This window comes from Rhizobium sp. 16-488-2b (assembly GCF_017741815.1).
In the GTDB taxonomy this organism is placed as follows: Bacteria; Pseudomonadota; Alphaproteobacteria; order Rhizobiales; family Rhizobiaceae; genus Rhizobium.
In genome coordinates this window covers 18,067-41,081 of sequence record NZ_JAGHMF010000003.1, presented here as the reverse complement: position 1 = coordinate 41,081, position 23,015 = coordinate 18,067, and the positions used below count along the sequence as shown (strand labels likewise).

26 protein-coding genes are annotated in these 23,015 nt (G+C 63.1%); 10 read left to right on the top strand and 16 right to left on the bottom strand.

Features of this window, described 5'->3' with window-relative positions:
* Nucleotides 1-113: 113 nt before the first annotated feature.
* Nucleotides 114-1,064 carry an aldo/keto reductase gene (locus J5286_RS01745; RefSeq protein WP_209188808.1) on the bottom strand — a complete coding sequence of 317 codons (951 nt, stop codon included), beginning with the start codon at nt 1,062-1,064 and terminating at the stop codon, nt 114-116.
* A 193-nt stretch (nt 1,065-1,257) separates the two neighbouring features.
* Between J5286_RS01745 and J5286_RS01740 the strand changes: the two genes are divergently transcribed.
* A complete protein-coding gene (locus tag J5286_RS01740; protein ID WP_209188807.1) occupies nt 1,258-2,244 on the top strand; it encodes a Gfo/Idh/MocA family protein in 987 nt (328 codons plus the stop codon).
* On the opposite strand, the gene J5286_RS01735 is transcribed toward J5286_RS01740, so the two are convergent.
* Genes J5286_RS01735 through J5286_RS01720 form a run of 4 tightly spaced genes read right to left on the bottom strand, consistent with a single transcriptional unit; the run spans nt 2,245 to nt 4,741 of the window.
* Nucleotides 2,245-2,637, bottom strand: a complete 393-nt coding sequence (locus J5286_RS01735) for a GtrA family protein (protein WP_245205301.1) — start codon at nt 2,635-2,637, stop codon at nt 2,245-2,247.
* Nucleotides 2,630-2,992, bottom strand: coding sequence for a DMT family transporter (locus J5286_RS01730; RefSeq protein ID WP_113198844.1), 363 nt, complete (start codon nt 2,990-2,992; stop codon nt 2,630-2,632). Before J5286_RS01730 ends, J5286_RS01735 begins: the two co-directional genes overlap by 8 nt.
* Before the next feature lie 11 nt (nt 2,993-3,003).
* A complete protein-coding gene (locus J5286_RS01725; protein WP_209188806.1) occupies nt 3,004-3,708 on the bottom strand; it encodes a class I SAM-dependent methyltransferase in 705 nt (234 codons plus the stop codon).
* Nucleotides 3,709-3,736: 28 nt separating this feature from the next.
* Nucleotides 3,737-4,741, bottom strand: coding sequence for a glycosyltransferase (locus J5286_RS01720; RefSeq protein WP_209188805.1), 1,005 nt, complete (start codon nt 4,739-4,741; stop codon nt 3,737-3,739).
* Nucleotides 4,742-4,917: 176 nt separating this feature from the next.
* Here J5286_RS01720 and J5286_RS01715 point away from each other — a divergent pair, with 176 nt between their 5' ends.
* Nucleotides 4,918-6,759 (top strand): hypothetical protein, encoded by a 1,842-nt coding sequence (locus J5286_RS01715; RefSeq protein WP_449089824.1) that lies wholly within the window; start codon nt 4,918-4,920, stop codon nt 6,757-6,759.
* A gap of 6 nt (nt 6,760-6,765) precedes the next feature.
* On the opposite strand, the gene J5286_RS01710 is transcribed toward J5286_RS01715, so the two are convergent.
* Nucleotides 6,766-7,002 (bottom strand): hypothetical protein, encoded by a 237-nt coding sequence (locus tag J5286_RS01710; protein WP_113235905.1) that lies wholly within the window; start codon nt 7,000-7,002, stop codon nt 6,766-6,768.
* A 97-nt stretch (nt 7,003-7,099) separates the two neighbouring features.
* Entirely contained in the window at nt 7,100-7,363 is a 264-nt protein-coding gene (locus J5286_RS01705) for a spike base protein, RCAP_Rcc01079 family (protein ID WP_209188804.1), read from the bottom strand.
* Nucleotides 7,364-7,582: 219 nt separating this feature from the next.
* Between J5286_RS01705 and xseA the strand changes: the two genes are divergently transcribed.
* Nucleotides 7,583-9,187, top strand: coding sequence for an exodeoxyribonuclease VII large subunit (xseA, locus tag J5286_RS01700; RefSeq protein ID WP_209188803.1), 1,605 nt, complete (start codon nt 7,583-7,585; stop codon nt 9,185-9,187).
* Nucleotides 9,188-9,340: 153 nt separating this feature from the next.
* The gene (locus J5286_RS01695) at nt 9,341-9,694 is read left to right on the top strand and encodes a hypothetical protein (protein WP_209188802.1); all 354 of its coding nucleotides are present in this window, start codon (nt 9,341-9,343) and stop codon (nt 9,692-9,694) included.
* Between the two features lie 56 nt (nt 9,695-9,750).
* Here the strand turns inward: J5286_RS01695 and J5286_RS01690 are convergent, their stop codons facing one another.
* The 5 genes from J5286_RS01690 to J5286_RS01670 all read right to left on the bottom strand — a co-directional run bounded on the left by J5286_RS01690 (nt 9,751) and on the right by J5286_RS01670 (nt 13,685).
* Nucleotides 9,751-11,004, bottom strand: coding sequence for an aminopeptidase (locus J5286_RS01690; RefSeq protein ID WP_209188801.1), 1,254 nt, complete (start codon nt 11,002-11,004; stop codon nt 9,751-9,753).
* 78 nt (nt 11,005-11,082) lie between these two features.
* A complete protein-coding gene (gene ybaK / locus J5286_RS01685) occupies nt 11,083-11,556 on the bottom strand; it encodes a Cys-tRNA(Pro) deacylase (RefSeq protein WP_209188800.1) in 474 nt (157 codons plus the stop codon).
* 4 nt (nt 11,557-11,560) lie between these two features.
* On the bottom strand, nt 11,561-11,911 hold the full coding sequence (locus J5286_RS01680; RefSeq protein WP_209188799.1) for an ArsC family reductase: 351 nt from the start codon (nt 11,909-11,911) through the stop codon (nt 11,561-11,563).
* Nucleotides 11,912-11,925: 14 nt separating this feature from the next.
* Entirely contained in the window at nt 11,926-13,005 is a 1,080-nt protein-coding gene (locus J5286_RS01675; protein ID WP_348529235.1) for a M14 family zinc carboxypeptidase, read from the bottom strand.
* 44 nt (nt 13,006-13,049) lie between these two features.
* The gene (locus tag J5286_RS01670) at nt 13,050-13,685 is read right to left on the bottom strand and encodes a 2'-5' RNA ligase family protein (RefSeq protein ID WP_245205299.1); all 636 of its coding nucleotides are present in this window, start codon (nt 13,683-13,685) and stop codon (nt 13,050-13,052) included.
* Between the two features lie 105 nt (nt 13,686-13,790).
* Here J5286_RS01670 and J5286_RS01665 point away from each other — a divergent pair, with 105 nt between their 5' ends.
* Together J5286_RS01665 and J5286_RS01660 are read left to right on the top strand one after the other, a co-directional pair.
* On the top strand, nt 13,791-15,020 hold the full coding sequence (locus J5286_RS01665; protein WP_209188797.1) for a glycosyltransferase: 1,230 nt from the start codon (nt 13,791-13,793) through the stop codon (nt 15,018-15,020).
* A gap of 111 nt (nt 15,021-15,131) precedes the next feature.
* Entirely contained in the window at nt 15,132-15,692 is a 561-nt protein-coding gene (locus J5286_RS01660) for a methylated-DNA--[protein]-cysteine S-methyltransferase (RefSeq protein ID WP_209188796.1), read from the top strand.
* Nucleotides 15,693-15,770: 78 nt separating this feature from the next.
* Here the strand turns inward: J5286_RS01660 and J5286_RS01655 are convergent, their stop codons facing one another.
* On the bottom strand, nt 15,771-15,992 hold the full coding sequence (locus J5286_RS01655) for an AbrB/MazE/SpoVT family DNA-binding domain-containing protein (RefSeq protein ID WP_209188795.1): 222 nt from the start codon (nt 15,990-15,992) through the stop codon (nt 15,771-15,773).
* Between the two features lie 111 nt (nt 15,993-16,103).
* The gene (locus J5286_RS01650; protein WP_209188794.1) at nt 16,104-16,724 is read right to left on the bottom strand and encodes a hypothetical protein; all 621 of its coding nucleotides are present in this window, start codon (nt 16,722-16,724) and stop codon (nt 16,104-16,106) included.
* A gap of 150 nt (nt 16,725-16,874) precedes the next feature.
* Here J5286_RS01650 and J5286_RS01645 point away from each other — a divergent pair, with 150 nt between their 5' ends.
* Complete coding sequence (locus J5286_RS01645) at nt 16,875-17,369, top strand: YciE/YciF ferroxidase family protein (RefSeq protein ID WP_047506830.1); 495 nt, start codon at nt 16,875-16,877, stop codon at nt 17,367-17,369.
* Between the two features lie 42 nt (nt 17,370-17,411).
* On the opposite strand, the gene J5286_RS01640 is transcribed toward J5286_RS01645, so the two are convergent.
* Nucleotides 17,412-18,302, bottom strand: coding sequence for a LysR family transcriptional regulator (locus J5286_RS01640; protein WP_209188793.1), 891 nt, complete (start codon nt 18,300-18,302; stop codon nt 17,412-17,414).
* Nucleotides 18,303-18,424: 122 nt separating this feature from the next.
* On the opposite strand from J5286_RS01640, the gene J5286_RS01635 reads away from it, so the two are divergent.
* From J5286_RS01635 to J5286_RS01625, 3 genes are all read left to right on the top strand, one after another.
* Nucleotides 18,425-19,420 (top strand): aldo/keto reductase, encoded by a 996-nt coding sequence (locus J5286_RS01635; RefSeq protein ID WP_209188792.1) that lies wholly within the window; start codon nt 18,425-18,427, stop codon nt 19,418-19,420.
* 141 nt (nt 19,421-19,561) lie between these two features.
* Nucleotides 19,562-19,849 carry a hypothetical protein gene (locus J5286_RS01630; RefSeq protein ID WP_209188791.1) on the top strand — a complete coding sequence of 96 codons (288 nt, stop codon included), beginning with the start codon at nt 19,562-19,564 and terminating at the stop codon, nt 19,847-19,849.
* 81 nt (nt 19,850-19,930) lie between these two features.
* On the top strand, nt 19,931-20,290 hold the full coding sequence (locus tag J5286_RS01625) for a nuclear transport factor 2 family protein (protein WP_026283148.1): 360 nt from the start codon (nt 19,931-19,933) through the stop codon (nt 20,288-20,290).
* A 249-nt stretch (nt 20,291-20,539) separates the two neighbouring features.
* On the opposite strand, the gene pheT is transcribed toward J5286_RS01625, so the two are convergent.
* The gene (gene pheT, locus J5286_RS01620) at nt 20,540-22,975 is read right to left on the bottom strand and encodes a phenylalanine--tRNA ligase subunit beta (RefSeq protein ID WP_209188790.1); all 2,436 of its coding nucleotides are present in this window, start codon (nt 22,973-22,975) and stop codon (nt 20,540-20,542) included.
* Nucleotides 22,976-23,015: the final 40 nt, after the last annotated feature.

The following is a 23,015-nucleotide window of genomic DNA, read 5'->3' as shown; positions in this document are numbered from 1 at the left end:
AGTAATATAGCCGGAATGGTGGGCGCGCTCAAGGAGCGTCGCGCATCATCGGCGCGTGAGCGCAACAGATGCTCGGTGTAAGCCCGAGCATCTGAGAAGTCTGGAGAGGCGCCTCAGGCACCAGCCTTGTCGAGCAGTGCCATGGCCTCGTCGCTGAGCGCAAGCGTCGCCGACTTCGTCAGGCTGTCGAGCTGCGACAGGCTGGTGGCGCTGGCGATCGGGGCGGTGACGCCCTTCTTGCGCAGCAGCCAGGCAAGCGCGATCTCGGCGGGCTTGCCGCCGGTCTCGGTGGCGACCGTGTCGAGCGCGGCGAGGATCTTCAGGCCCTTGTCGTCGAGATAGCCTGCCGCCTTGCCGCCGCGCGCCTTGCCTTCGGTATCGGCCTTGCTGCGGTACTTGCCGGAAAGAAAACCCGAGGCGAGGCTGTAATAGGTGATGACGCCGGTATCCTCTTTCACGCAGAGATCGGCCAGCGGTCCCTCGAAGGGGGCGCGGTCGTAGAGATTGTATTCCGGCTGGATCACGTCGTAGCGCGGCAGCCCGGCTTTCTCGGCGGCGTCGAAGGAGGATTGCAGCTGCGTGGCGTCGAGGTTGGAGCAGCCGATGGCGCGGATCTTGCCCTGCTGCTTCAGCTTGGCGAAGGCGCCGAGCGTTTCCTCGTAGGGCGTCTCTGCATCCGGCCAGTGCGAGAGGTAGAGGTCGATATAGTCGGTCTGCAGCCGCTTCAGCGAGGCTTCGACGGCCTCGAGGATATACTGCTCCTTCAGCCCCTTCTTGCCGGGACCCATCTCGGAGCCGACCTTGGTGATGATCACGGCCTTGTCGCGAGCAACCTTGTTCTGCTTCAGCCACTTGCCGATGATCTCTTCGCTATCGCCGCCCTTGTTGCCCGGCACCCAGGCCGAATAGACGTCCGCGGTGTCGATGGTGTTGAAGCCGGCGTCGAAAAAGGCGTCGAGGATGTCGAACGATGTCTTCTCGTCGGCCGTCCAGCCAAACACATTGCCGCCGAACACGATCGGCGCGACCGAAAGGCCGGTTTTTCCAAGGCGACGCAATTCCATGAAATACTCCTGAAATCTTCAATCTGGTGAAATTCGGACCGCGGCAGGACGCCGCTGCGTTGTAACCTAGTGCGCATCAGGGCCGATGGAAACCTGCGCCGCAGCGAGCGCCGCGAATTGTGATCGCGCCATTGCGACTCGGGCTGGCCGTCTCTAATCTCCCCTCGAAATCAAATCAGAAGAGGAAAAGACCATGCTGCGTTTCGGTATCATGTCGACCGCAAAGATCGGCCGCGAGCTTGTGGTTCCGGCCATCCAGGATGCGGAAAACTGCGTCGTCACGGCTATCGCCAGCCGCGATCTTTCGAAGGCACGGGAGATGGCCGACCGTTTCTCGGTGCCGCACGCCTTCGGCTCCTATGAGGAGATGCTGGCCTCCGACAAGATCGACGCCGTCTACATCCCGCTGCCGACGGCCCAGCATGTCGAGTGGACGATCAAGGCGGCCGATGCCGGCAAGCATGTGCTCTGCGAAAAGCCCATCGCGCTGAAGGCTGATGAGATCGACAGCCTGATTGCCGCGCGCGACCGCAACAAGGTGCTGGTGACGGAGGCCTACATGGTCACCTACGCCCCAGTGTGGCTGAAGGTGCGCCAGCTGATAAAGGACGGCGCCATCGGCACGCTGCTGCATGTGCAGGGCGCCTTCACCTACTTCAACCGCGACCCCGGCAACATGCGCAACATCCCTGCACTCGGTGGCGGCGCGCTGCCCGATATCGGCGTCTACCCGACCATCACCACGCGCTTCGTCACCGGCGAGGAGCCGCGCCGCGTCCAGGCAGTCACCCGCCGCGATCCTGATTTCGGCACCGACATCTATTCCAGCGTCAAGGCGGATTTCGGCGGCTTCGAGCTCAGCTTCTACATCTCCACCCAGATGGCCAACCGCCAGATCATGGTGTTCCACGGTAGCGAAGGCTTCATCGAGGTAAAGTCGCCCTTCAATGCCGATCGCTGGGGTGCGGAAGAGATCGAACTCAGCAACCGCAGCCACAATGAATCCACGGTGTTCCGCTTCCCCGACAGCCGCCAGTACAAGCGCGAGGCCGAAGCTTTCGCGCGCGCCGCCAAGGGCGAAGAGCAGGAGATCGTGTCGCTGGAGAGCTCCAGGCTCAGCCAGGCGTTCATCGACGCGATCTATCGCGCCAGCGAGAAGGATGGCTGGGAGACGGTGTGATCAAGCCCTGAAGGCGAAACGGGCGTAGCCGAATAGGGCAAAGAACATCGCGGCGATGGCGGCAAACACCGTCGCCGCCATCGGCTGCAGATCGCCCAGGGTCGCGGTCAGGGCGGCGTAGAGCCCGATATTGACGATGAGAGCGATCAAGATGATCGCCGTGACACCTGTCCGGCCGATCGAAAGACGGCCCTGCGCGGTCACATCGATAAAGCGCAGCAGCATCAGCTGTGTCGCAAGCGCGGCAGCGAGGCCGACTGTTCGCGCGAGACCGGGCCATGGCGTCAGGTCGAGAAGCAGCCATGTCAGCGCGGCATCGACCGCAACGCCCGCAAGCAACAGCGCCGCGAAGCGCAGGAGCGGCGCCCCTCGTGCGGGCCTGCCGTCAGCCATTGATCGCGATCATCCCGGCCACGATGAAGACGGCGCCTATGACATAGCGCAGGGTCAGCGCCTCACCAAGAAAGAGCTGCGCCAAAAGCGGCACGAAGCAGAAGGTCAGGCCCATGAAGGAATAGGCAATCGTCAGCGGCACGGCCTTCAACACATAAATCCAGATGATCGTACCGAGGCCGTAGAGCAGCAAGGCCGCCAGGAGCACCGGGTTCAGCAGAAGCGCCAGAACGTTGCGGAGGCTGAACGTACCGGCAGTCGCGCTCGTCAGCTTGAAGAGAACCTGGCCGGAGGCGATCAGCAGTGGGGTCCCGATCAGGCCGATCCAGGTGCCGAGCGAAAAGGTGGAGAGCATCGAACCGTCCTTCAAGCGATCGCGTCCGGCTTTTCGCTGTAGAAGATATCGCGGCCGATATCCTCGCATTCATGGACCGAGGGCACCGGATGAACCGCGCGCAGGAACGAGTGGGTGTAGGGGAAGAAGTTGAAATGCGGATTGAACGTGTAGCGGTACTCACGCTCCCTGGGCACGACGATGATCAGGCGCTTTCTGGCGATGCGGCGCAGCTCGGCGATCGCTTGGCGATATTCGAGAATATGCTCGATCACATGCGTGCAGATAACGGTGTCGAATTCGCCGTCGGCAAAGGGTAGGGTCTCGACTTTGGCCGCCACATATTCGATGCCTTTTAGCCGCGATGCGTCGTCGATGACGAAATCGACGCCGGTTAGCCGGCTAAGGTGCGGATGTGTGGATTGGATGCGGCTGAGAAGCGCGCCCGTGCCGCAGCCGATATCACAGACGCTGTCGCCCTCGATCGTTGCGAGAATGCGCTCGATGCAGGCGGCGGAATTGTCCGTTCCCTCGTGAACGCGCGGATGGTTGCGATAGAGGTCGGCATATTCCTCCGCGGAGAGAAACGGCGCGCGCTCGCGAAAGCGTGCGAGGTGGCTGATATGATCGCCCCACACGCGCTGCGCGGCCCAGCGGAAAGCGCCGGAATCGCGCAGGATCGGCGGCAGGATGTCTTCCAGCACGAAGCGGATCCGGTTGGTGGTCTCTCTATTCATGAAGCTGTGTCCCCTTTGGCGGAACCAATCACTGGAAACGGGCGGTCCCGTCGCGGCGGCGGACGATCTCGGCGGCGGTCGATATCGACGCCTCGTAGGGGCGAACGACGACGTTGAGATAGTGGATGCGCATCTGCTCGGCGCGCGAGCGCGCCAGCGAATCGAGGATGAGGCCGGCCGTGAACACCATGAAGGAGATCATCATCAGCGCCATCGAAAGCACCCAGGTCGGCATGCGGTTGACGAGCCCGGTGGCGAAATACTCGGCGAGAACCGGCGTCATGAAGCCGAGGCTCGCTGCCATGAACAGCGCGCTGAGGATGCCGAAGAAGGCGAAGGGGCGTGTTTCCTTCATCAGCATGGCGAACATCCAGAGGATCTTGGCACCATCCTTGAACGTCGAGAGTTTCGAGTGCGAGCCCTCCGGCCGGCGTCCGTAGTCGAGCTCCAGTTCGCTGACAGGCAGCTTCAGCCGCGAAGCATGCACGGACATCTCGGTCTCGATCTCGAAGCCAGCCGAGACCGCCGGGAAGCTTTTGACGAAGCGGCGCGAAAACACCCGGTAGCCGGAGAAGATATCGGTGAAATCCGGCCCGAAGATCGTGCGGTACAGGATGTTGAAGATGCGGTTTCCGAAGGCGTGGCCCTGGCGGCCGGCGTCGTCGTGCACGCCGCGGCGTGTGCCCACGACCATGTCGGCGCGCTCGGAAAGCAGCGTGCGGATCAGTTCCTCCGCGTCCTCCGGCGCATAGGTGCCGTCGCCATCGGCCATGATGTAGATGTCGGCGTCGATATCGGCGAACATGCGGCGCACCACATGGCCCTTGCCCTGGCGCCGCTCGCGCACGACATGAGCGCCCGCGAGCATCGCGTGAAGCGCCGTGCCGTCGGTGGAATTGTTGTCGTAGACATGAACAGCCGCATCCGGCAGCGCCGCCTTGAAGCCGCGCACGACCGCGCCGATCGTCGCCGCCTCGTTATAGCAGGGAAGCAAAACTGCGACGCTCAGATTGTCTACACGCGATCCAGTCATGATCACACCCATCAGGAGGAAATTGCGGCAAGTCTAAAGCAGGGCCGTTAACAAGTGCCTATGACGAGGACAAAGGTCACTGATGGAGCCGCGAAGATACGTCCGCGCCGCTACTTTACGCTTTCTTGATACGCGCATCGTACAGTCGCGCCGCAATCAATGACGAGATCTGCTTCATGTCGACTGTTGCCCCGATGACTGGTGAACCAACATTCATGTCCCTCCGCGAAAAGCTGCAGCGGCCGGCGACGCGACTATGGCCTTGCGTTTTCCTCTATAGCTTCCTGCTGATTGTCGCGATCGTCGTGATCTATCTGCCGAACGCCAAGGACTATGTCGGCGGCGACAATGATGATGTAATGCGGCTGGTCGAGGTGCGTGATTTCCTGAACGGGCAGGGTTGGTTCGATCTCATGCAATATCGCATGGGCTTGGGCAACGGCACATTGATGCACTGGTCGCGGCTGATCGACCTGCCGATCGCCACGCTGATCAAGTTCTTCTCGCTCTTCCTGCCGGAGCACCGGGCCGAAGCGGCGGCGCTGCTTGTCTGGCCGCTCTCGCTCGTCATCCCGAGCCTCTGGGGTATGGCGCTTGCCGGCCGGCGTGTCGGCGGCGTGTTCGGCATGCATATCGCGCTGGCGTTCACCGTCTTCCTGCTGGTCGCCAGCAACCGCTTCCTGCCTGGCTCCATCGATCATCACAACGTCCAGTTCGCCCTGGTGGCGATCATGACGGCGATGCTGCTCGATGAGGATTACCGGCCGCTGAGCTACGCGATCGCTGGCTTTTCAGCCGCGCTGGCCATTGCGATCGGCGCCGAGACCACCCCCTTCGTCGCCGGCGTCTGCCTCGTCGTCTCGCTGGCCTGGGCCTGGGAGGGGAAGCCCTTCGCGCCCGCCGCCAAGGCCTTCGGTCTGACGCTCGCCCTGTCGATCAGCCTGTTCTTCTTCGGCACGGTGCCGCCGCGGCTTTATCCGGCCGTGACCTGCGACAACCTCTCGCTCGGTTATTACAGCCTGGCGACCATTGGCGGCGGCCTGCTCCTGTTTGCCGCGGCGCTCGCCAGCGGCCTTGGGCGCGGCTTGCGTTTCGTGGTGCTTGCGGGCGTGGGAGCCGGCGTGCTCGCTTCTGCGCTGATCATTGCACCGCAATGCCTGCACAATCCGCTTGCCGATCTCGACCCGATGCTGATCAGTCTGTGGCTAAACAATGTCCAGGAAGCTCAGTCGATCCTCGGCGCAATGCGCCAAGACCCCTATACGCTCGGCTTTTTCTACGCGACAGGATTGTTCGGCATCGCCGTCTGCGTCTTCCGGGTTTTCCATGCCGATCGGGTCCGCGTCCATCTCATCCTGCTCTGCCTGCTTGGCATCAGCTTCGGGATTTCGCTCGTCCAGATCCGTGGTTCGACCTTCGCCAACCAGCTCGCCGTCTTCCCTCTGGCGCTGCTGATCATCGACATGCGCCGCGTTTCCAATGCCGATAGCGAAAACGGTGCTGCCGCACTGAGCTATATTCTTACCGTACTGCTAAGCGTTGCCTCGGTCTGGGGGCTGGCCGGCGGGTTTATCGGTTCGCGTCTGGATAACACCCAAGCCGAATTGGCCGAAGCGAAAGAGAAGCTCGGCTGCGCTTCGCCCGAGGTGGTCGCGCCGCTGGCGTCGATCCCGCCGGGCCTCGTTGCCGCACCCTCGGACATGGGGGTTCATATCCTGCGCTTTACGGAAAACCGCATCCTGACCGCACCCTACCACCGTAACCAGGGCGGCATGCTCACCGAGATGCATATCGGTCTCGCAACGCCTGCGGATGCGGAAGCCTTCATTCGCGGCACCGGCGTGACGACGCTCGCCTTCTGCCCCGATTTCCTGCAGACGCGCGAGATCGCCAAGTTGAAGCCGGACGGTCTCTACGCACAGCTGGAAAAGGGCAATGTCCCGTCCTACCTGCGGCCTCTACCGAAGCAAGAGGGCTCGCCGGTGCAGTTCTTCCGCTACACGCCGAATGGGTCCTGAGGGATTTTAGACGAGGCGCGCTCTCTTGCGGGCGCGCCCGATCAGGTGCAGCCCGACAAGGCAGGCGAGCAGGCTGATATTGTAGAAGACGATGGCGACGGCGAGATCGATGATCGAGGTTGGCCCAAAGAGCGCCGCACAGATATAGCTGCCGCAGATCAGCAAGCCCACGAGAACCATGGAAAAGATGTTGCGCATCGGCGCGGTTGCGATGCCAATTGCTGTTGCGGTCAGAGCAATCATCAGGGTCTCCGAATCACCTCACTATACGTCCGCTGGCTTTGACGAACAATTAACGCATCGGCAATATTCGCGGTTCCGTGTCTATCGCCGCTCGAAATCAGACGAGACCGATGAGACCGATTGCCGTGGTGCCGGATGCGCGCACGCGCGACACGCGCAGCGGCAAGAGCACGCCGTCGGCCACGCCCTCGAACGTCAGCACCGCGCCCGACGCCATCTCCACCGCAAGGCTGCCGCCGCCGCCGACATAAAGCGCGCGCGTGGTTTCCGGCAGCGCCAGGGTGTCGTCGGGCGTGATCGGAAATCCACTGCTGGCCGGGCCGGTGAGCGAGGGGGTGTGGGATGCAAAGCGATCGGACATGGGAAGCTCCTTGGTTTTCTTCCGCAATCATGGTGCGATCGTGCGCAGCGGGGAAAATCGCGAGCGGCGTTGAAGTACGATGCGGCCATGCTGATCCATCAAGTTATTGAAACGGCACGATTGTTTTCGCTGAGACGCTGCACTGAGCATCGCCGACGAACAAAAAACCTCCCCGCCAGTGGGGCTGCGCTTACGCGCTTCTTCGGCTAGAACAGCGCCATGAGCAGTTTCTTCGACAATGATTCGCCGAGCAATCTCACCGAATATTCGGTGTCGGAACTGTCGGGTTCGATCAAGCGGACCGTCGAGACGGCCTTCGATCAGGTGCGCGTGCGCGGCGAAATCTCCGGCTATCGCGGCCCGCACTCGTCAGGCCACGCCTATTTCTCGCTGAAGGACGACCGCGCCCGCATTGACGCCGTGGTCTGGAAGACGAGCTTTTCGCGCCTCAAAGTCCGCCCCGAAGAGGGAATGGAAGTGATCGCCACCGGCAAGATCACCACCTTCCCGGGCTCTTCCAAATATCAGATCGTCATCGAGACGCTGGAGCCGGCCGGCGCCGGCGCGCTGATGGCGCTGATCGAGGAGCGCAAGCGCAAGCTCGGCGCCGAGGGACTGTTCGATCCCGCCCGCAAGCGGCCGCTGCCCTTCATGCCTCGCGTGATCGGCGTCGTGACCTCTCCCACAGGCGCCGTCATCCGCGATATCCTGCATCGCATCTCCGATCGGTTTCCCGTGCATGTCGTCGTCTGGCCGGTGAAGGTGCAAGGCGAGGGCTCGGGCGAGGAAGTGGCGAACGCCATTCGCGGCTTCAACGCTTTCGAGCCCAATGGGCCAACGCGACGTCCAGACGTGCTGATCGTCGCGCGCGGCGGCGGCAGCCTTGAGGACCTCTGGAGCTTCAACGACGAGATCGTGGTGCGCGCCGCCGCCGAAAGCCGCATCCCGCTGATCTCGGCTGTCGGCCACGAGACCGATTGGACGCTGATCGACTACGCCGCCGACGTGCGCGCCCCGACGCCGACGGGGGCCGCCGAAATGGCGGTGCCGGTCAAGGCGGAACTGGAGGCGCAGCTCTCGGGTCTTGCCGCCCGGCTGCAGGGCAGCACGCTGAGGCAGATGGACCAGCGCCGGCAGCAGGTGCGGGCGCTGATGCGGGCACTACCCTCGCTCGACCAGCTTCTCGCTTTGCCACGCCGCCGCTTCGACGAGGCCGCATCGGGCCTTGGCCGTGGCCTTGAGCTCAACACCTTGAACAAGCGCCGCAGCTTCGAGCGCACGGCGGCGCATCTGCGCCCCGACATGCTGTCGAACCGCATCGCCGAGCGCCGCCAGATGCTGGCTGAACGCATGACGCGGGCGGAGCGCACCGTCGAGCGGCTGATCGATCGCTCGAAATCGCGCATCGGCCGCGCCGACGCCGCACTCGCTTCGCTGCCATCGCGGCTGAAGAGCCAGACATCGCGCATGCGCGACCGCCTAGCCAACCTCTCGCGCAGCGCCGACACGGCGGTGCGCCACCAGCTGGTGCGGGCGCGCGGCGAGCTTTCCGCGCAAGAACGCATGCTGCAATCGCTCTCCTACAAGAACGTGCTGAAGCGCGGCTATGCCGTCATTCGAGACGAGGACAACCGGCCGGTCTCCGAGGCGGCGATGTTGCACGCCGGCTCCGGCATCTCGATCGAATTCTCCGACGGCCGCATCGGCGCGATCACCACCGAGGGCGGCGAGCCGCCGGCAGGTGCCAGAAAGCGCGGCAGCAAAACCTCGGAGCCGAAGGCAGCCGACCCCGCGGCGCCGCCGAAGCAGGGCAGCCTGTTCTGATCTTGCCGACATAGGGCACGTTCTTACTCGTCGATCACCAAATATTGGTCGCGACGCGCTCGGCCGGACGTTTAAAAAATGCGGTGAAGCGCCTATGTGGAAGCAAAGGCGCGGCGATTTCAGCCGCTTCATGATGCGACCTGGAGAAATACCTTGAAAAGAATCTTGCCCGCTCTTCTGATGGTCGGCGCCCTTGCCGGCGCGCTCTCTGGCGCATTGCCTGCCGCGCCGGCGCTGGCGGGCCAGTCGAAAGTGTCCGAGTTCATCTTCGGCAAGGCTTACAATGACAGCGTCACCGCCATCCGCATCACCTCGCTGTCGCAGCGCGAGCAATCCCTGCCGCTGTCGCTGCGCCACCCCATGCCATCAGGCATCCGCGAAGCGCAGGCGACCGTCAGCGCCGACAGGCATCTGATGCAGGCGATCGCCGATCGCGGCATCGCGCTGAAGAATGTCATCCAGGTGCAGCGGGCGCTGAACGGCGGCCACGTGATCTACTACCGCTGACCCAGAATTCCGGCCGGGTAAACCCGGCCGGTCTATGCGTGAAGTGGCTTGGACCGTTACGCCCACTCGCCCTGCCGCATGACGGGAACCTTCGAGCCATCGGCTCTGATGCCGTCGATATCGACCTTGTCGGAGCCGATCATCCAGTCGATGTGGATCAGGCTGGAATTGCCGCCCTGCGCCTTGATCTGATCCTGGCTGAGGTTGGCGCCATCGAGGAAGCACTTGGAATAGCACTGGCCGAGCGCGATGTGGCACGAGGCGTTTTCGTCGAACAGCGTGTTGTAGAACAGGATGCCGCTGGCCGAGATCGGCGAGGAATGCGGCACCAGCGCCACTTCGCCAAGCCGGCGCGCGCCTTCGTCGGTATCGAGCACCTTGTTCAGCACCTCTTCGCCACGCGACGCCTTCGCCTCGACGATCCGGCCGCCTTCGAACTTCACGCGAATATCGTCGATCAGCGTGCCCTGGTGCGACAGCGGCTTGGTGCTCGACACATACCCCTCGACGCGCAGCGCATGCGGCGTCGTGAACACTTCTTCCGTCGGGATATTCGGGTTGCAGGTAATGCCGTTCTTGGCGGTGGAGGCGCCGCCATGCCACTCGTGGCCATCGGCAAGCCCGACGGTCAGGTCCGTGCCCGGGCCGGTGAAATGCAGGGCCGAGAAACGCTCGCCGTTCAGCCAGCTGGAGCGCTTCCGGAGATTGGCGTTATGCTCCGCCCAGGCCGCGATCGGGTCTTCGACGTCGACGCGCGAGGCGGCGAAGATCGCCTTGGCGAGCTTGGCGACCGCGATCGGCTCGGGATCGTTGGGGAACACCAGCTTTGCCCAGGCCGGGTTCGGATAGGAGACGATGTTCCAGTTGATGTCGAAGTTGGAGATCTTCTCCAGCGCCGGTTTGTAGGCCGTCGACATCGCCCGGTTGGCGCGGCCGACCTTGGCGGGGTCCTGCTCGGAAAGCATCATCGGATTGTCGCCGGCAACCGCAAGCCGCGCCGCCCCGTTCGCATAGGCCTTCGCCATGCCCTCATAGAGCCAGCTGGACGCCCGGTCGAAGCTCGCATCATTGGCATATTGATAGCGCGCCAGCGTCGATTCCTCGTCGGAATAGAAGGCACTGACCAGGCCGGCACCGGCCATATAAGCATGCTTGGTGATCTGCCGCACCAGCGGCAGCGCCACAACAGGCGCGGTGATCACGAGATCCTGGCCGCTCTGAAGCTGCAGCCCGACCTTGACGGCGACTTCGGCGAGCTTGTCGAGCTTGATGGGGTCCACGGCGTTATCGCCCTGCGGCATGTAGTTCATGATCGATCACCTTCTGAAACGAACGGACAGGGCATCAGACTTAGACCCCTTTGCGGCGAAATTGAAGCTTGAAGACAATCAGGCGACGAGCGCCGCCGCCGTCGCTTTCAACACGTCAAGCGCATCCTTAGGCGCAAGCCGCACCTGCAAGCCGCGCTGCCCGCCATTCATGTAGACGAGGGCTTCGCTCATTGCCGCTTCCTCGATCGCCGTCGGAACCAGCTTCTTCTGGCCGAAAGGGCTGATGCCGCCGACGTGGTAGCCGGTCAGCCGCTCGGCATCCGCCGGCTTCATCATGTTGGCCGACTTGCCCTTGAAGGCGGCGGCGAGCTTTTTCATGCTGACCTCGCGGTCGGAGGGGACGACGACGCAGACAGGCTTGCCGTCCACCTCGGCCATCAGCGTCTTCAACACGCGATGCGGCTCTTCGCCGATCGCCTCGGCCGCCTGCAGCCCGATGCGCTCGGCGTTCGGATCGTACTCATAGGTGTGAACGGTGAAGGCGATTTTCGCCTTCTCCAGAACCTGTGTCGCCCGCGTCGTCTTCGACATCCGATCAGCCCTTGAAGAACCCGCCATAGATCTCCGGCTTGAAGCCGACCAGAAGCTTGCCGTCAGCCTCGACAACCGGCCGCTTGATCATCGACGGCTGCTCCAGCATCAGCGCGATCGCCTTCTCGCGATCGAGGTTCTCGCGGGCGTCATCCGGCAGCTTGCGGAAAGTCGTTCCGGCGCGGTTGAGCACCGTTTCCCAGCCCGCGTCCTGTGTCCATTTCTCCAGATGCGCCCGGTCGATGCCTGAAGCCTTGTAGTCGTGGAAATCATAGGCGACGTCGTGCTCTTCCAGCCAGGTGCGGGCCTTCTTCATCGTGTCGCAGTTCTTGATGCCATAGATGGTGACGGTCATTCGGTTATTCCCAATCAATTCTCAAGAGCGCCCGGCTTGCGCACAACCTTGCTGGCGGCCCCGCAGGCAATCTTCATCAGGTCGGCGCGGCGGCGCACCAGGCGCGACGAGGTGCGGGTGACGATCAGCCCCGCCTGCGGCGCACGCACTTCGATCGCGCCATCGGCCATGCCCGGCCGGGTGAGGATGGTCGCGAGCAGCTCGCCTTCCTTGATCTCCTCGCCGATGTTGCAGTGGAACAGGACAGCGCCGGCCTCAGGCGCGCGGATCATCTCGATATTGTCGAGCGGCACGGCAGGGCCGGTGAAGGGCGCAAGCGTCACCTGCCGGGCGATGGCGCCGCGCGTGGCGAGGAAATTGAACAGCCCCTCGGCATCCTTCTTCGCCATGTCAGGATAGACGTCGCGCATGCCGCGAAGCTCGACGGTGACCGAGAGCTTGCCCGGCAGCCGCGTCTTCTTATCATGTGTCTCGTGTTTCCACGCATAACCGATCGCCTCCTCGAAGGCAGAGCTTTCGCCATCCGACAGGAGCACCGCTTCCATGTCGAGTGCTGCGGCAAGATCGGCTGCCTCCGGCCAAAAGGCCTCGTCGATATAGGCATATTGCAGCGATTCATCGTCGCAATGCAGGTCGATCACCAGATCCGCTTCGAGCGCCATATGCATCAACTGTCGCTTCAGCCGGTCGACGGCATTGTAGCGGTCGAGCTCGGCCACCAGCCCGTCGCGATCCTTGACCGAGATCAGCGGGAACTCGCGGTTGAAATTGGTGCGCGTCCCAAGATCGAACCGACCCTGCAGCTCGCCGAAATGCGATTGCGCCGCACCGATTGGATTGGCATGCGGCACGATCGTGATGTCGCTCCGGATCTCGCCGGCGCTTTCGGCCGCGCGCAGTTTCTCGCAGAGGAAATGCACCAGCGCCGTGCCCGGCAGCTCGTTGGCATGCAGGGCCGCCTGGATATAAATCTTCGGCGCCTTCGGATCGCTGCCCTTGAAGCGCAGCACCGGCAGCCGCCACTCCATTCCCGCCGTATCGCCTGAAATGATGATCTCGGACCTATCCATTTTCGTCTCCGCTGCTGCTGTCATTGCTGCAGCAGCTTTAAGCGCGTTCCGATACATGAGGCAAGGTGTCAGCCGCGTTCGCTGAGCGGCCAGCTTTCCACATGCTCGTAGTTCGGCTCACCCGGCCGTTTGTGCAGAAGCACGAACTCCCGCGCGGGCATGACGACCGGCGTCGCAAGCGTGGTCTTTGCCACCGTCTCGTCGGCATAAAACAGCGTCGCATGCGGCTGAAAATCGGCTTTCACATGCGGCTCGCAGCCGATCGCATGCATCTCGATACCAATCTGGACATGCAACTGCCGCAACAGCTCGCGACCGCCATTGCCCGAGAGCACGACGGCGTTGCGCGACCCGGTTCTGAACGTCGCGACATGATCGAAGCTGAGATCAAACCGGCAGGCATCGACCGCCGACGCTGCCTGGCAAGCCGCGAAGATCATCTCGTCCTTGATCTTCTCGGCGCTGGCGACGCCATAGAGCGAGACATGTAGACGTTCCGGTGCCATGGGCGAGAGAAGCCCGTCATGCTCCCTCTGCAGGCGTGCTTGTATCTCCAGGCAGGCCTGGCGCGCTTCGGTATCCGGCAGGATCGCGAAGAACAGGGTTTCTTTGCCAAATCTTGACGATTTCGGGTGCATCGTGCGGCTTGCGAAATCGAAGGACGATTGCGTGTTCTGTTCGTGCATGACCAACCACCGGAGCATCCGCCCCGCCTCTGTCTATCCAGGAAACGCAGGGATGGTAGCAGGTGAATTGAGGAAATCAAGAACAAAAGAAGAACATTCAATATCGATCCCGGGAGACTGTACATGCGTATCCTGATGGCCTGTGCGGCCTTTCCGCCCTTTATCGATGGCGGCGGCCCGATTTCGGCGATGATGGTCGCCAAGCTCTTGATCGCGGCTGGCCACGACCTCGAAGTCGTCAACGTCTCGGGCGAGGACAAGCACGAGGTCTATGACGGCGTGCCCGTGCAACGCCTGAAGACACTCAATATCGACTGGAACTACCGCCTGCCGCGGCCGGGCTGGAAGAAGCTGATCTGGCACGCGCTGGAGAATTTCAATCCGCGCGCTTATCTCGTCATGCGCCGCGAAATCCGCCGCTTCAAGCCGGATATCGTGCTGACTGACAGCATCGAAAACATCAACGTCGCCACCTGGGCGGCCGCCAAGCGCTCAGGTGTGCCGGTCTGCCATATCCTGCGCAGCGCCTTCTTGCTCTGCTGGAAGGCCAGCATGCGGCGCGGCGACGACAATTGCGTGCGCGCCTGTTCCTCCTGCCAGGTCTCCTCCTACGGCAAGAAGTTCTTCTCGCGCTATGTCGATGCCGTGATCGGCGAGACCGATTTCATCATCGGCCGCCACACCGAGCATGATTATTTCCCGAACGCCAGCACCCACCGCGTGCCCGGCGCCGTCCCGCCGATTGCCCTGAGAGAACCGCGCAAGCCGCCGGAAGGGCCGATGCGCTTCGGCTTCATCGGCGTGCATGATCCGGTGAAGGGCCTCGATACGCTGGCCAGCGCCGCGCATCGGCTGGTGAACGACCAGAACGTCCGCTTCGTCATCGCCGGCAGCGCCAAGAGCGATTATTCGAAGTCTCTGCCGCAGAAATTTCCCTGTGAGAATACGACGTTCCTCGGCTGGACCAAGCCCGAGGATTTCTTCCCTCAGATCGACGTTCTCGTCGTTCCCTCGCTCTTCCGCGAACCTTTCGGCCGCGTGGTGATCGAGGCCTTCGCGCAAGGCGTCCCCGTCATCGGCGCCCGTGCTGGCGGCATTCCGGAATCGATCGATCCGGGCAAGGACGGCTATCTCTTCGATCCCGGCGACGACAAGGCGCTGGCCGCCGAGATCGCGGCTATGGCTGCAAAGCCCGAGGCCATCCCGGCGCTGTCGCGCGCAGCGTTAGAGGCCGCGCGTCGCTACGAGCCGCAAAAGATCGCCGCCGGCTTTGACGCCGTCTTCGCCAAGCTCCGCCCGGATCTGGCAAAGCTGGCGCACGGAGACGCCGCGCCCCGCCAGGCACACGGCTGACCGCAAATTCGCGGCGCGCAAGAAACGGGTTGAATTCCTGGCCGGCAGGCACGATTTTCGGGTGAGGCCGATCTTTAGGCCGGCAAGCTTCGAGATCGGGAGGCGAGACCCATGGCCCAACAAGCACAGCATTACGCCATCTTCGAAACCGCAGGCGGTTTCTGCGGCATCGCATGGAACGCCATCGGCATCACCCGCTTCCAGCTGCCGACATCAAGCGCTGACGGAACCGAACGCCTGCTGCTGCGCCGCGTCCCCGATGCCGAGCCGGCAGCTCCGTCGCCTGACATTGCGCAAGCCATCGCCGCCGTAAAACGCTATTTCGCCGGCGAGCCGATCGACTTCTCCGACCTCGCGCTCGATCTCGCCGGCCAGGACGATTTCTTCCGCGACATCTACGCCGCCGCCCGCCGCCTGCGCTGGGGCGAAACCACCACCTACGGCGCGCTCGCCAAAGAGCTCGGCCACGGCCCCGAAGCCGCCCGCGACGTCGGCCAAGCCATGGCCAAGAACCCCGTCGCGCTGATCATCCCCTGCCACCGCGTTCTCGCCGCAGGCAACAAGATCGGCGGCTTCTCGGCCCCCGGCGGCTCGGTGTCGAAGGCAAGGATGCTGGAGCTGGAGGGTGTGAAGCTCGCGCCGCCGAAGCCGATGCAGCAGTCGTTGTTTTGATGGATGGGGAGGTTATGGCTTTGGCCTACCACTTCGGCTGGTGCCTGACGCCTCGGCTGTGAGACAGTCGTTCTTGTCTCAGGCGGATTTCGGCTTGCGTTTTGTTTTCAGGATACCAAAGGCAGATCCTTGCGGCGTAGGGGCAAAGGCCGGCGCCTCCCGGAGAATAACTCCATCTGGCGTATCCTCCGCAACCAATCTCGTGCCAGCGTTCCAATTCAAACGCGCGCGGACTGCCTCCGGCAAAGTTATCAGCCCTCGCGCTGAAACAGTCGTGACGAAAACCACATCCTGCGCCATGTCCTTACCCCCCAACATGAGGACGATAGCCGATATAAGTTCTTTCCGCGACATCGAACTTGTTGAGGCGTGCTCAACGTGGGTGGATCGTCCCCCCCGAACAATCCACACTCAAATACCCCGCAACGGCGGAAACCCTACGTACCACTCCGAATGCTCGCCCTCCCAATTCTCCATCCCCGGCTTGGTCAAGATGCCGCGCGGGCTGACGTAGCTCTGGATCACCCGGCGCGGGCGTTCGTGCCACTGGATGTTGAAGGCCCATAGTTTCGGGAAGAAGCAGAGCGAAGCGTAGGGCAGATGGTCGTGGATCCACCAGGCGAGCCGCTGCCAGTCTTCGAGCGCGTGATAGCGGTCGACCACCCAGGGAACGACGACGCAGGCGGCGGCGCCCATGTAGCCATCGGCGTCGCGCATGTCCCAGATGTGGTGGGCTGCGGTCGATGCGTTGGTGGAGCAATTGAGCTTGTTCTGGTTACCGAAGCGGTTGACCTCGGGCGAGCGGTAGCCGGATCGGATGTGCAGGCGGCCGAAGGTTTCCTGCAAGGGCTCCAGCAGCTCCTCGCAGAGCCTCCTGCCGGTTTCGATGGCGAGATCCGGATCCTCGGGGATATTCGGGATGCGATAGAAATCGGCGATCTCGGAATGCAGGAAATCGCGCAGGAAGAAGTTCTTCGACAGCCTCGCCCGCCCCAGATCTTCCAGTGCTTTCATCGATCCAGGCTTTTTCATCGGCGTCCTCCCTGCCCTGCTGACGGCAAGTTTGCAGCATCCGCCGCAAATCGCCACCCGAAATGATCGGAACCATTAGCCTTCGTCCAGCTTCTCCTTGCGAAGCCGCATGACGCGGCTTCCACGAGCCAGGGACAAAGGACAAGGGACATGGCAAAGGAAAAGAACCTCGACGATCTGTTCTACGATACGCTGAAGGACATCTACTACGCGGAAAAGCAGATCCTCAAGGCGCTGCCGAAGATGGCGCGCGCCGCGCAATCGGAAGAGCTGAAAGCCGGATTCATGACGCACAAGGAACAGACGGAAGGCCATGTCGACCGGCTGCAGCAGGTGTTCGAGCTGATCGGCAAGCGGGCGCAGGGCAAGACCTGCGAAGCGATCCAGGGGATCATCGCGGAAGGCGAAGAGATCATCGAGGAATTCAAGGGTTCGCCGGCTATTGATGCCGGGCTGATCTCCTCCGCGCAGGCCGTCGAGCACTACGAGATGGCCCGCTATGGCACGCTGAAGACCTGGGCGCAGACGCTCGGCAAGAAGGACGTGGTGACGCTGCTCGACCAGACGCTGCAGGAAGAGGCGGCCACCGACAAGACCTTGTCGAAGCTCGCCACTTCGGCGGCCAACCAGAAGGCCGCGGCCTGACCGGCGGCGCAGGCGGGAGCGCCATGATCGGCCGCTCCCGCCTTAGCCCGTGTAACGGAAGAAATCGATGAAGGCGCGCAAGGCCGGGCGCATCTGGCGGCGGCTTGGATAGTAGATGAAGGGGCCCGGATAGGGCGCGCACCAATCCTCCAGCACCCGCACCAGCTTGCCGCTTGCAAGCTCGTGTTCGACGCGCAGATCGAAGAGATAGGCGAGGCCGACGCCGTTCAGCGCCGCGATCAGCGCCAGCCTGTCCTCGCTGACGATGAGCGGGCCATCAACGGGCACGACCAGTTCGCGGCCGTCCTTCTCGAACTCCCAGCGGTAGATCGTGCCATTGGTGAAGCGCCGCTTGATGCAGCGGTGGTTGACGAGATCGGAGGGATGCAGCGGCTTGGGGTGGCGTTTGAAATAATCCGGCGAAGCGGCGATCACGGTCGTGAGGTTCGGCGAGGCGCGCACCGCGATCATGTCGGCCTCGAGGCTCTCTTCCAGCCGGATGCCGGCGTCGAAGCCCTCGCGGACGATGTCGATGAAGCCATCCTCATTGGCGATTTCAAGCGTGATGTCGGGATAGCGGTTGAGGAATTCGCCAAGGCGGGGTGCAAGCAGAATGTCGGAGGCGAAGCGCGGTGCGGTTACCCGCAGCGTGCCGGCCGGGCGCCCGCCCGCTTCGCTGACGGCTTCGAGCGCGATGCCGATCTCATCCAGCGCCGGCTTCAGCCGCTGCAAGAGCAGTCTCCCCTCCTCCGTCGGCGCCACGCTGCGCGTCGTGCGCGCCAGAAGGCGGATGCCCAGGCTCTCCTCGAGGCTGGAGACGGCATGGCTGACGGCCGAGGGCGCGATCTCCAGCTCCTTGGCGGCGGCGCGGAAGCTGCGGTGTTCGGCGACAGTGGCGAGAACGGCGAGTTGGGCGAGCTGTGTCCTGTTCATTGATCTATCTGTTAGAACAGCCTGTGCCGCATTGCACGTATTTTTTGAAAGCTTCCGGCGCGCTAGGTTTGCCTCGTGCCGCTCAATTGGCGGCCTCACTATTTGCTCGAAGGGAGCCAGACATGAAAACCCGCACACTCGGACAGGACCTTGAAGTCTCCGCCGTCGGCCTCGGCTGCATGGGCATGAGTTTCGCCTATGGCGCCAGCGACGAGAATGAATCGATCCGCACGCTTCACCGCGCCGTCGATCTCGGCATCACCTTCTTCGACACGGCCGAAATGTACGGCCCCTACACCAATGAGCAGCTGCTCGGCCGCGCCTTGAAGCCGGTGCGCGACCGCGTCGTCATCGCCACCAAGTTCGGCTTCAAGTTCGATTCTGCCAAATCCGGCGCAGCGGCGCTGACAGGCGTCGACAGCCGGCCGGAGAATGTGAAGCGCGTGGCCGAGGAATCGCTGAAGCGGCTCGGCACCGATGTCATCGACCTCTATTACCAGCACCGCGTCGATCCCAGCGTTCCGATCGAGGAGACCGTCGGCGCCATGGCCGAGCTGGTGCGCGAGGGCAAGGTGCGGGCGCTGGGGCTTTCGGAGGCCGGCAGCGCTACGATCCGGCGGGCAAATGCGGTGCACCCGATTGCGGCCGTGCAGAGCGAATATTCGCTGTGGTCGCGCGATCCGGAGCATGACGTGCTTGCCACCTGCCGGGAGCTCAAGATCGGCTTTGTGCCATACAGCCCGCTCGGCCGCGGCTTCCTGACGGGGGCGATCCGCAAGCCTGACGATCTCGGCGCCGACGATTTCCGCAGCCAGCTGCCGCGCTTCCAGGCGGACAATTTCGATGCGAATGCGGCCCTTGTGGCCAAGCTTGAGGCGCTGGCAACAGACAAGGGCGTGACCACGGCGCAGCTGGCGCTCGCCTGGGTTCTGCATCAGGGCGAGGACATCGTGCCGATCCCCGGCGCCCGCAAGGTCAACCATCTCGAGCAGAACGCGGCCGCCGCCGATATCGCGCTGTCGCCCAGGGAGCTCGCGGAGCTTAGCGCAATCATGCCGCTCGATGAGATCGCTGGCAAGCGCTACTCCGAGGCATCGCTGGCAATGACCAATCTCTGATGAGCGATAGCCGCCCCGGTGCAGTGCCCTGGGGCGGCCCAACCTGAGATCAGGAAAGAGATTTCGTTTTGTTCAACTTTGGGTCTTCTCCCCTCACATATTAGCACTAGGTAAACTTTCCATTACAAGGAAGGGAACCCCATGCCTGATGCCAGTGATAAAGGACCGGCCGATCCAGGCCTGTCCGACATAAGAGGACGCATGCTCGTGCTTGAAGTGGTGGCGATGACCTCGCTGGCGCTGGCTCTGGACACATCCGGCGAGGATGGCGGGAAGATGGGGCGGGGTATTTTGCACCTCATCCGCGAGGCCGTCGGCAACAAATGCGACGAGATGGGTCTGTCGGACAACGCCTCATCGACCGCGCAGGCCTATGCCGAGGAACTGATCGGTACCGCCCTGGCCACGCTCTACCCATCCACGCATTAAAGTCAGCGCCACCCAGCAACGACTTTGCGCGTTGCCCGCTCCGCGCTATACTTCACCATCGACACGATCGAGGTACGGACCATGACGGACCGGCAGGCGATAGAGGCAGTCGTGCATCTCTATGTCGAAGGCATGACCTTCGCCAACGAGGCGGCGCTGCGCAAGGCGTTTCATCCGAAATGCGCTGTCATCGGACATTACGAGAGCGCGGTCGAGTGGTCGACCCGCGACGAGTTCATCGCCGCCATCGTGGCCGAGGGCTCGGCCCCGCCAGGCACGCAGCCGCACATGGACATCCAGACTCTCGATGTCATTGGTGATGCCGCGAGCGTCAAGGTCAGCGACGACTTCGCCGGCATGCGTTTCACCGATTATCTCTCGATGCTGAAGATCGAGGGGCGATGGACGATCGTGAACAAGGTGTATTATCTGCACGATTGATGAGAGTGGTACGAGCCTGTCCGGTAGGTTTGCGATCGCGTTCCGCCACAGCCCGCGCTCCTCCCTCATTCCTGTCCTTGTGACAGGAATCCAGCCACGGCGCGTCCGCGCCGTGAATGACCGTTTTTATGCATGTAAGGAAAGAGTCTCTCCGCCGCGCCGACGCGCGTCGGCTGGATCCCCGCCACGAGGGCGAGGATGAGGGAGAGTTGGGGGCGACCGCTGAGGCAGATCGACCCGCCGATTTCATCAGCCGCGCAGGACGCCGCCGGTGACCTTGGTGACGCTGGCGACGATCTTCTGCGTCAGGGCCTCGAAATCCTCGTCGGTCAGCGTGCGCTCGACCGGCTGGATCTGCACCTCGATCGCAACCGACTTCTTGCCCTCGCCGACCGAGGCGCCCTCGAAGATATCGAAGACATTCACGCCGGAGACCAGCTTGCGGTCGGCGCCGGTCGCGGCCTTGATGATGGCGCCGGCCTCGACCGCCTTGTCGACGACGAAGGCGAAGTCGCGCTTGACGGCCTGGAACTGCGACAGCTCCAGCGCCGGCTTGGTGCGGGTCGCCTTCTTCTTCGGCTCGGGCATGGCGTCGAGATAGACTTCGAAGCCAGCGAGCGCGCCGGAGACATCAAGCGCCTCAAGCGTCGAAGGGTGGAACTCGCCGAAATAGCCGAGCACGACCTTCGGGCCCATCTTGATGGTGCCGGAGCGGCCGGGGTGATACCACTCGGGACCGCCCTGCTCGACCTGGATGTTGGTCATCGGCAGGCCGCAGGCCTCGATCACAGCAAGCGCATCGGCCTTGGCGTCGAAGACGTCGACCGGCTTGCCGCCGCCCTTGGACGCATTCGACCACATGCGGCCGGAGCCGGCCATCGAGGCGGTGCCGCGACGGATGCCGCCGGCAACGCGGCGCTGGCCTTCCGGCCTGTCGTTCTCATAGGTGCCGGACACCTCGAAGATCGCGACGTCGCCATAGCCCTTGTCGGCATTGCGCTGGGCAGCCGTCAGGAGACCAGGCAGCAGCGAGGGGCGCATGTCGGACATTTCGGCTGCGATCGGGTTGGCGAGCTTCAGAGCCGGCGAACCGCCGCCGAAGAGCTTCGCCTGATCTTCCGAAATGAAGGACCAGGTGACGGCCTCCAGCATGCCGCGCGAGGCAAGCGCACGCTTGGCGGTGCGGGTGCGGATCTGCAGCGTCGTCAGGATGCGGCCGTTGACCTCGGTATGGCTTTCCAGCGGCGCCGGCTTGATGTTGTCGACGCCATGGATGCGCATGACCTCTTCGACGAGATCGGCCTTGCCGTCGACATCGGGACGCCAGGAGGGAACCGCGACGGAAACGCGCTCTCCGGAACCCGTGACCTTGAAGCCGAGGCGCGTCAGGATCTCGACGCTCTCTTCGGTGGAGACTTCCAGACCCGTCAGGCGCTTCACTTCCGAGAAGGGGAAGTCGACGATCTTGGGCTCGTAGCCCTTGTAGCCCACGATCTCGGCCTTGGCTGCCGTGCCGCCGCAGAATTCGAGCACCAGTTCGGTGGTGCGCTCGAGACCGGGGACCATGTATTCGGGGTCGACGCCGCGCTCGAAGCGGTAGCGGGCATCGGTGATGATGCCCAGCCCACGGCCGGACTTGGCGATGTTCATCGGATCCCAGAGGGCCGATTCGATCAGCACGTCGGTGGTATTCTCGTCGCAGCCGGAGTGCTCGCCGCCCATGATGCCGCCGATCGACTCGATGCCGTTTTCATCAGCGATAACGACGTTGTTCGGGCCGAGCTTGTATTCGCGCTGGTCGAGCGCCAGCACCGTCTCGCCGTCTTTCGCGCGGCGAACGGTGAGGTTGCCCTTCACCTTGGCGGCGTCGAAGACGTGCATCGGGCGACCCTGGTCGAAGGTCATGTAGTTGGTGATGTCGACGAGCGCGTTGATCGGACGCAGACCGATCGCCGTCAGGCGCTGCTGCACCCACTTGGGGCTCGGGCCATTCTTGACGCCGCGCACCAGACGCAGGCCGAAGCCCGGGCAGAGCTTGTCGTCGTCGAGATCGAGCGTCAGCTTGACCGGCGTTTCGCCTTCGACAGCGAAAGACGGCGCGGCGCGCGTCTTCAGCGTACCGAGGCCGGAAGCGGCCAGATCGCGGGCGATGCCGTAGATCGAGGTGCAATCCGGACGGTTCGGCGTCAGGTTGATCTCGATGACAGGATCGTCGAGATGGGCGTAGGCGGCAAACGAGGTGCCGACAGGCGCATCCTCGGGCAGGTCGATGATGCCGTCATGGCTGTCGGACATGTTGAGCTCCTTTTCGGAGCACATCATGCCGTGGCTTTCGACGCCACGGATCTTGCCGACGCCGAGCGTGACATCGATACCCGGCACATAATCGCCCGGCCGCGCCAGCGCGCCGACCAGGCCGGCACGCGCATTCGGCGCACCGCAGACGATCTGCAACGGCTTGCCGCCGTTGACGTCAGGACCGGCATCGACCGACAGAACCTTCAGGCGATCGGCCTCCGGATGCTTTTCGGCCGAAAGCACGCGGGCGATGACGAAGGGCTTGTAGGCCGCCTTGTCGTCGACGTCCTCGACCTCAAGGCCGATCTCGGTCAGTCGCTTGCAGATTTCATCCAGTGTGGCGTCGGTCTCAAGATGATCCTTGAGCCAGGAAAGCGTGAATTTCATTGTGTTGTTCTCGTCTCAAAAATCATCGAAAAAGTTCAGA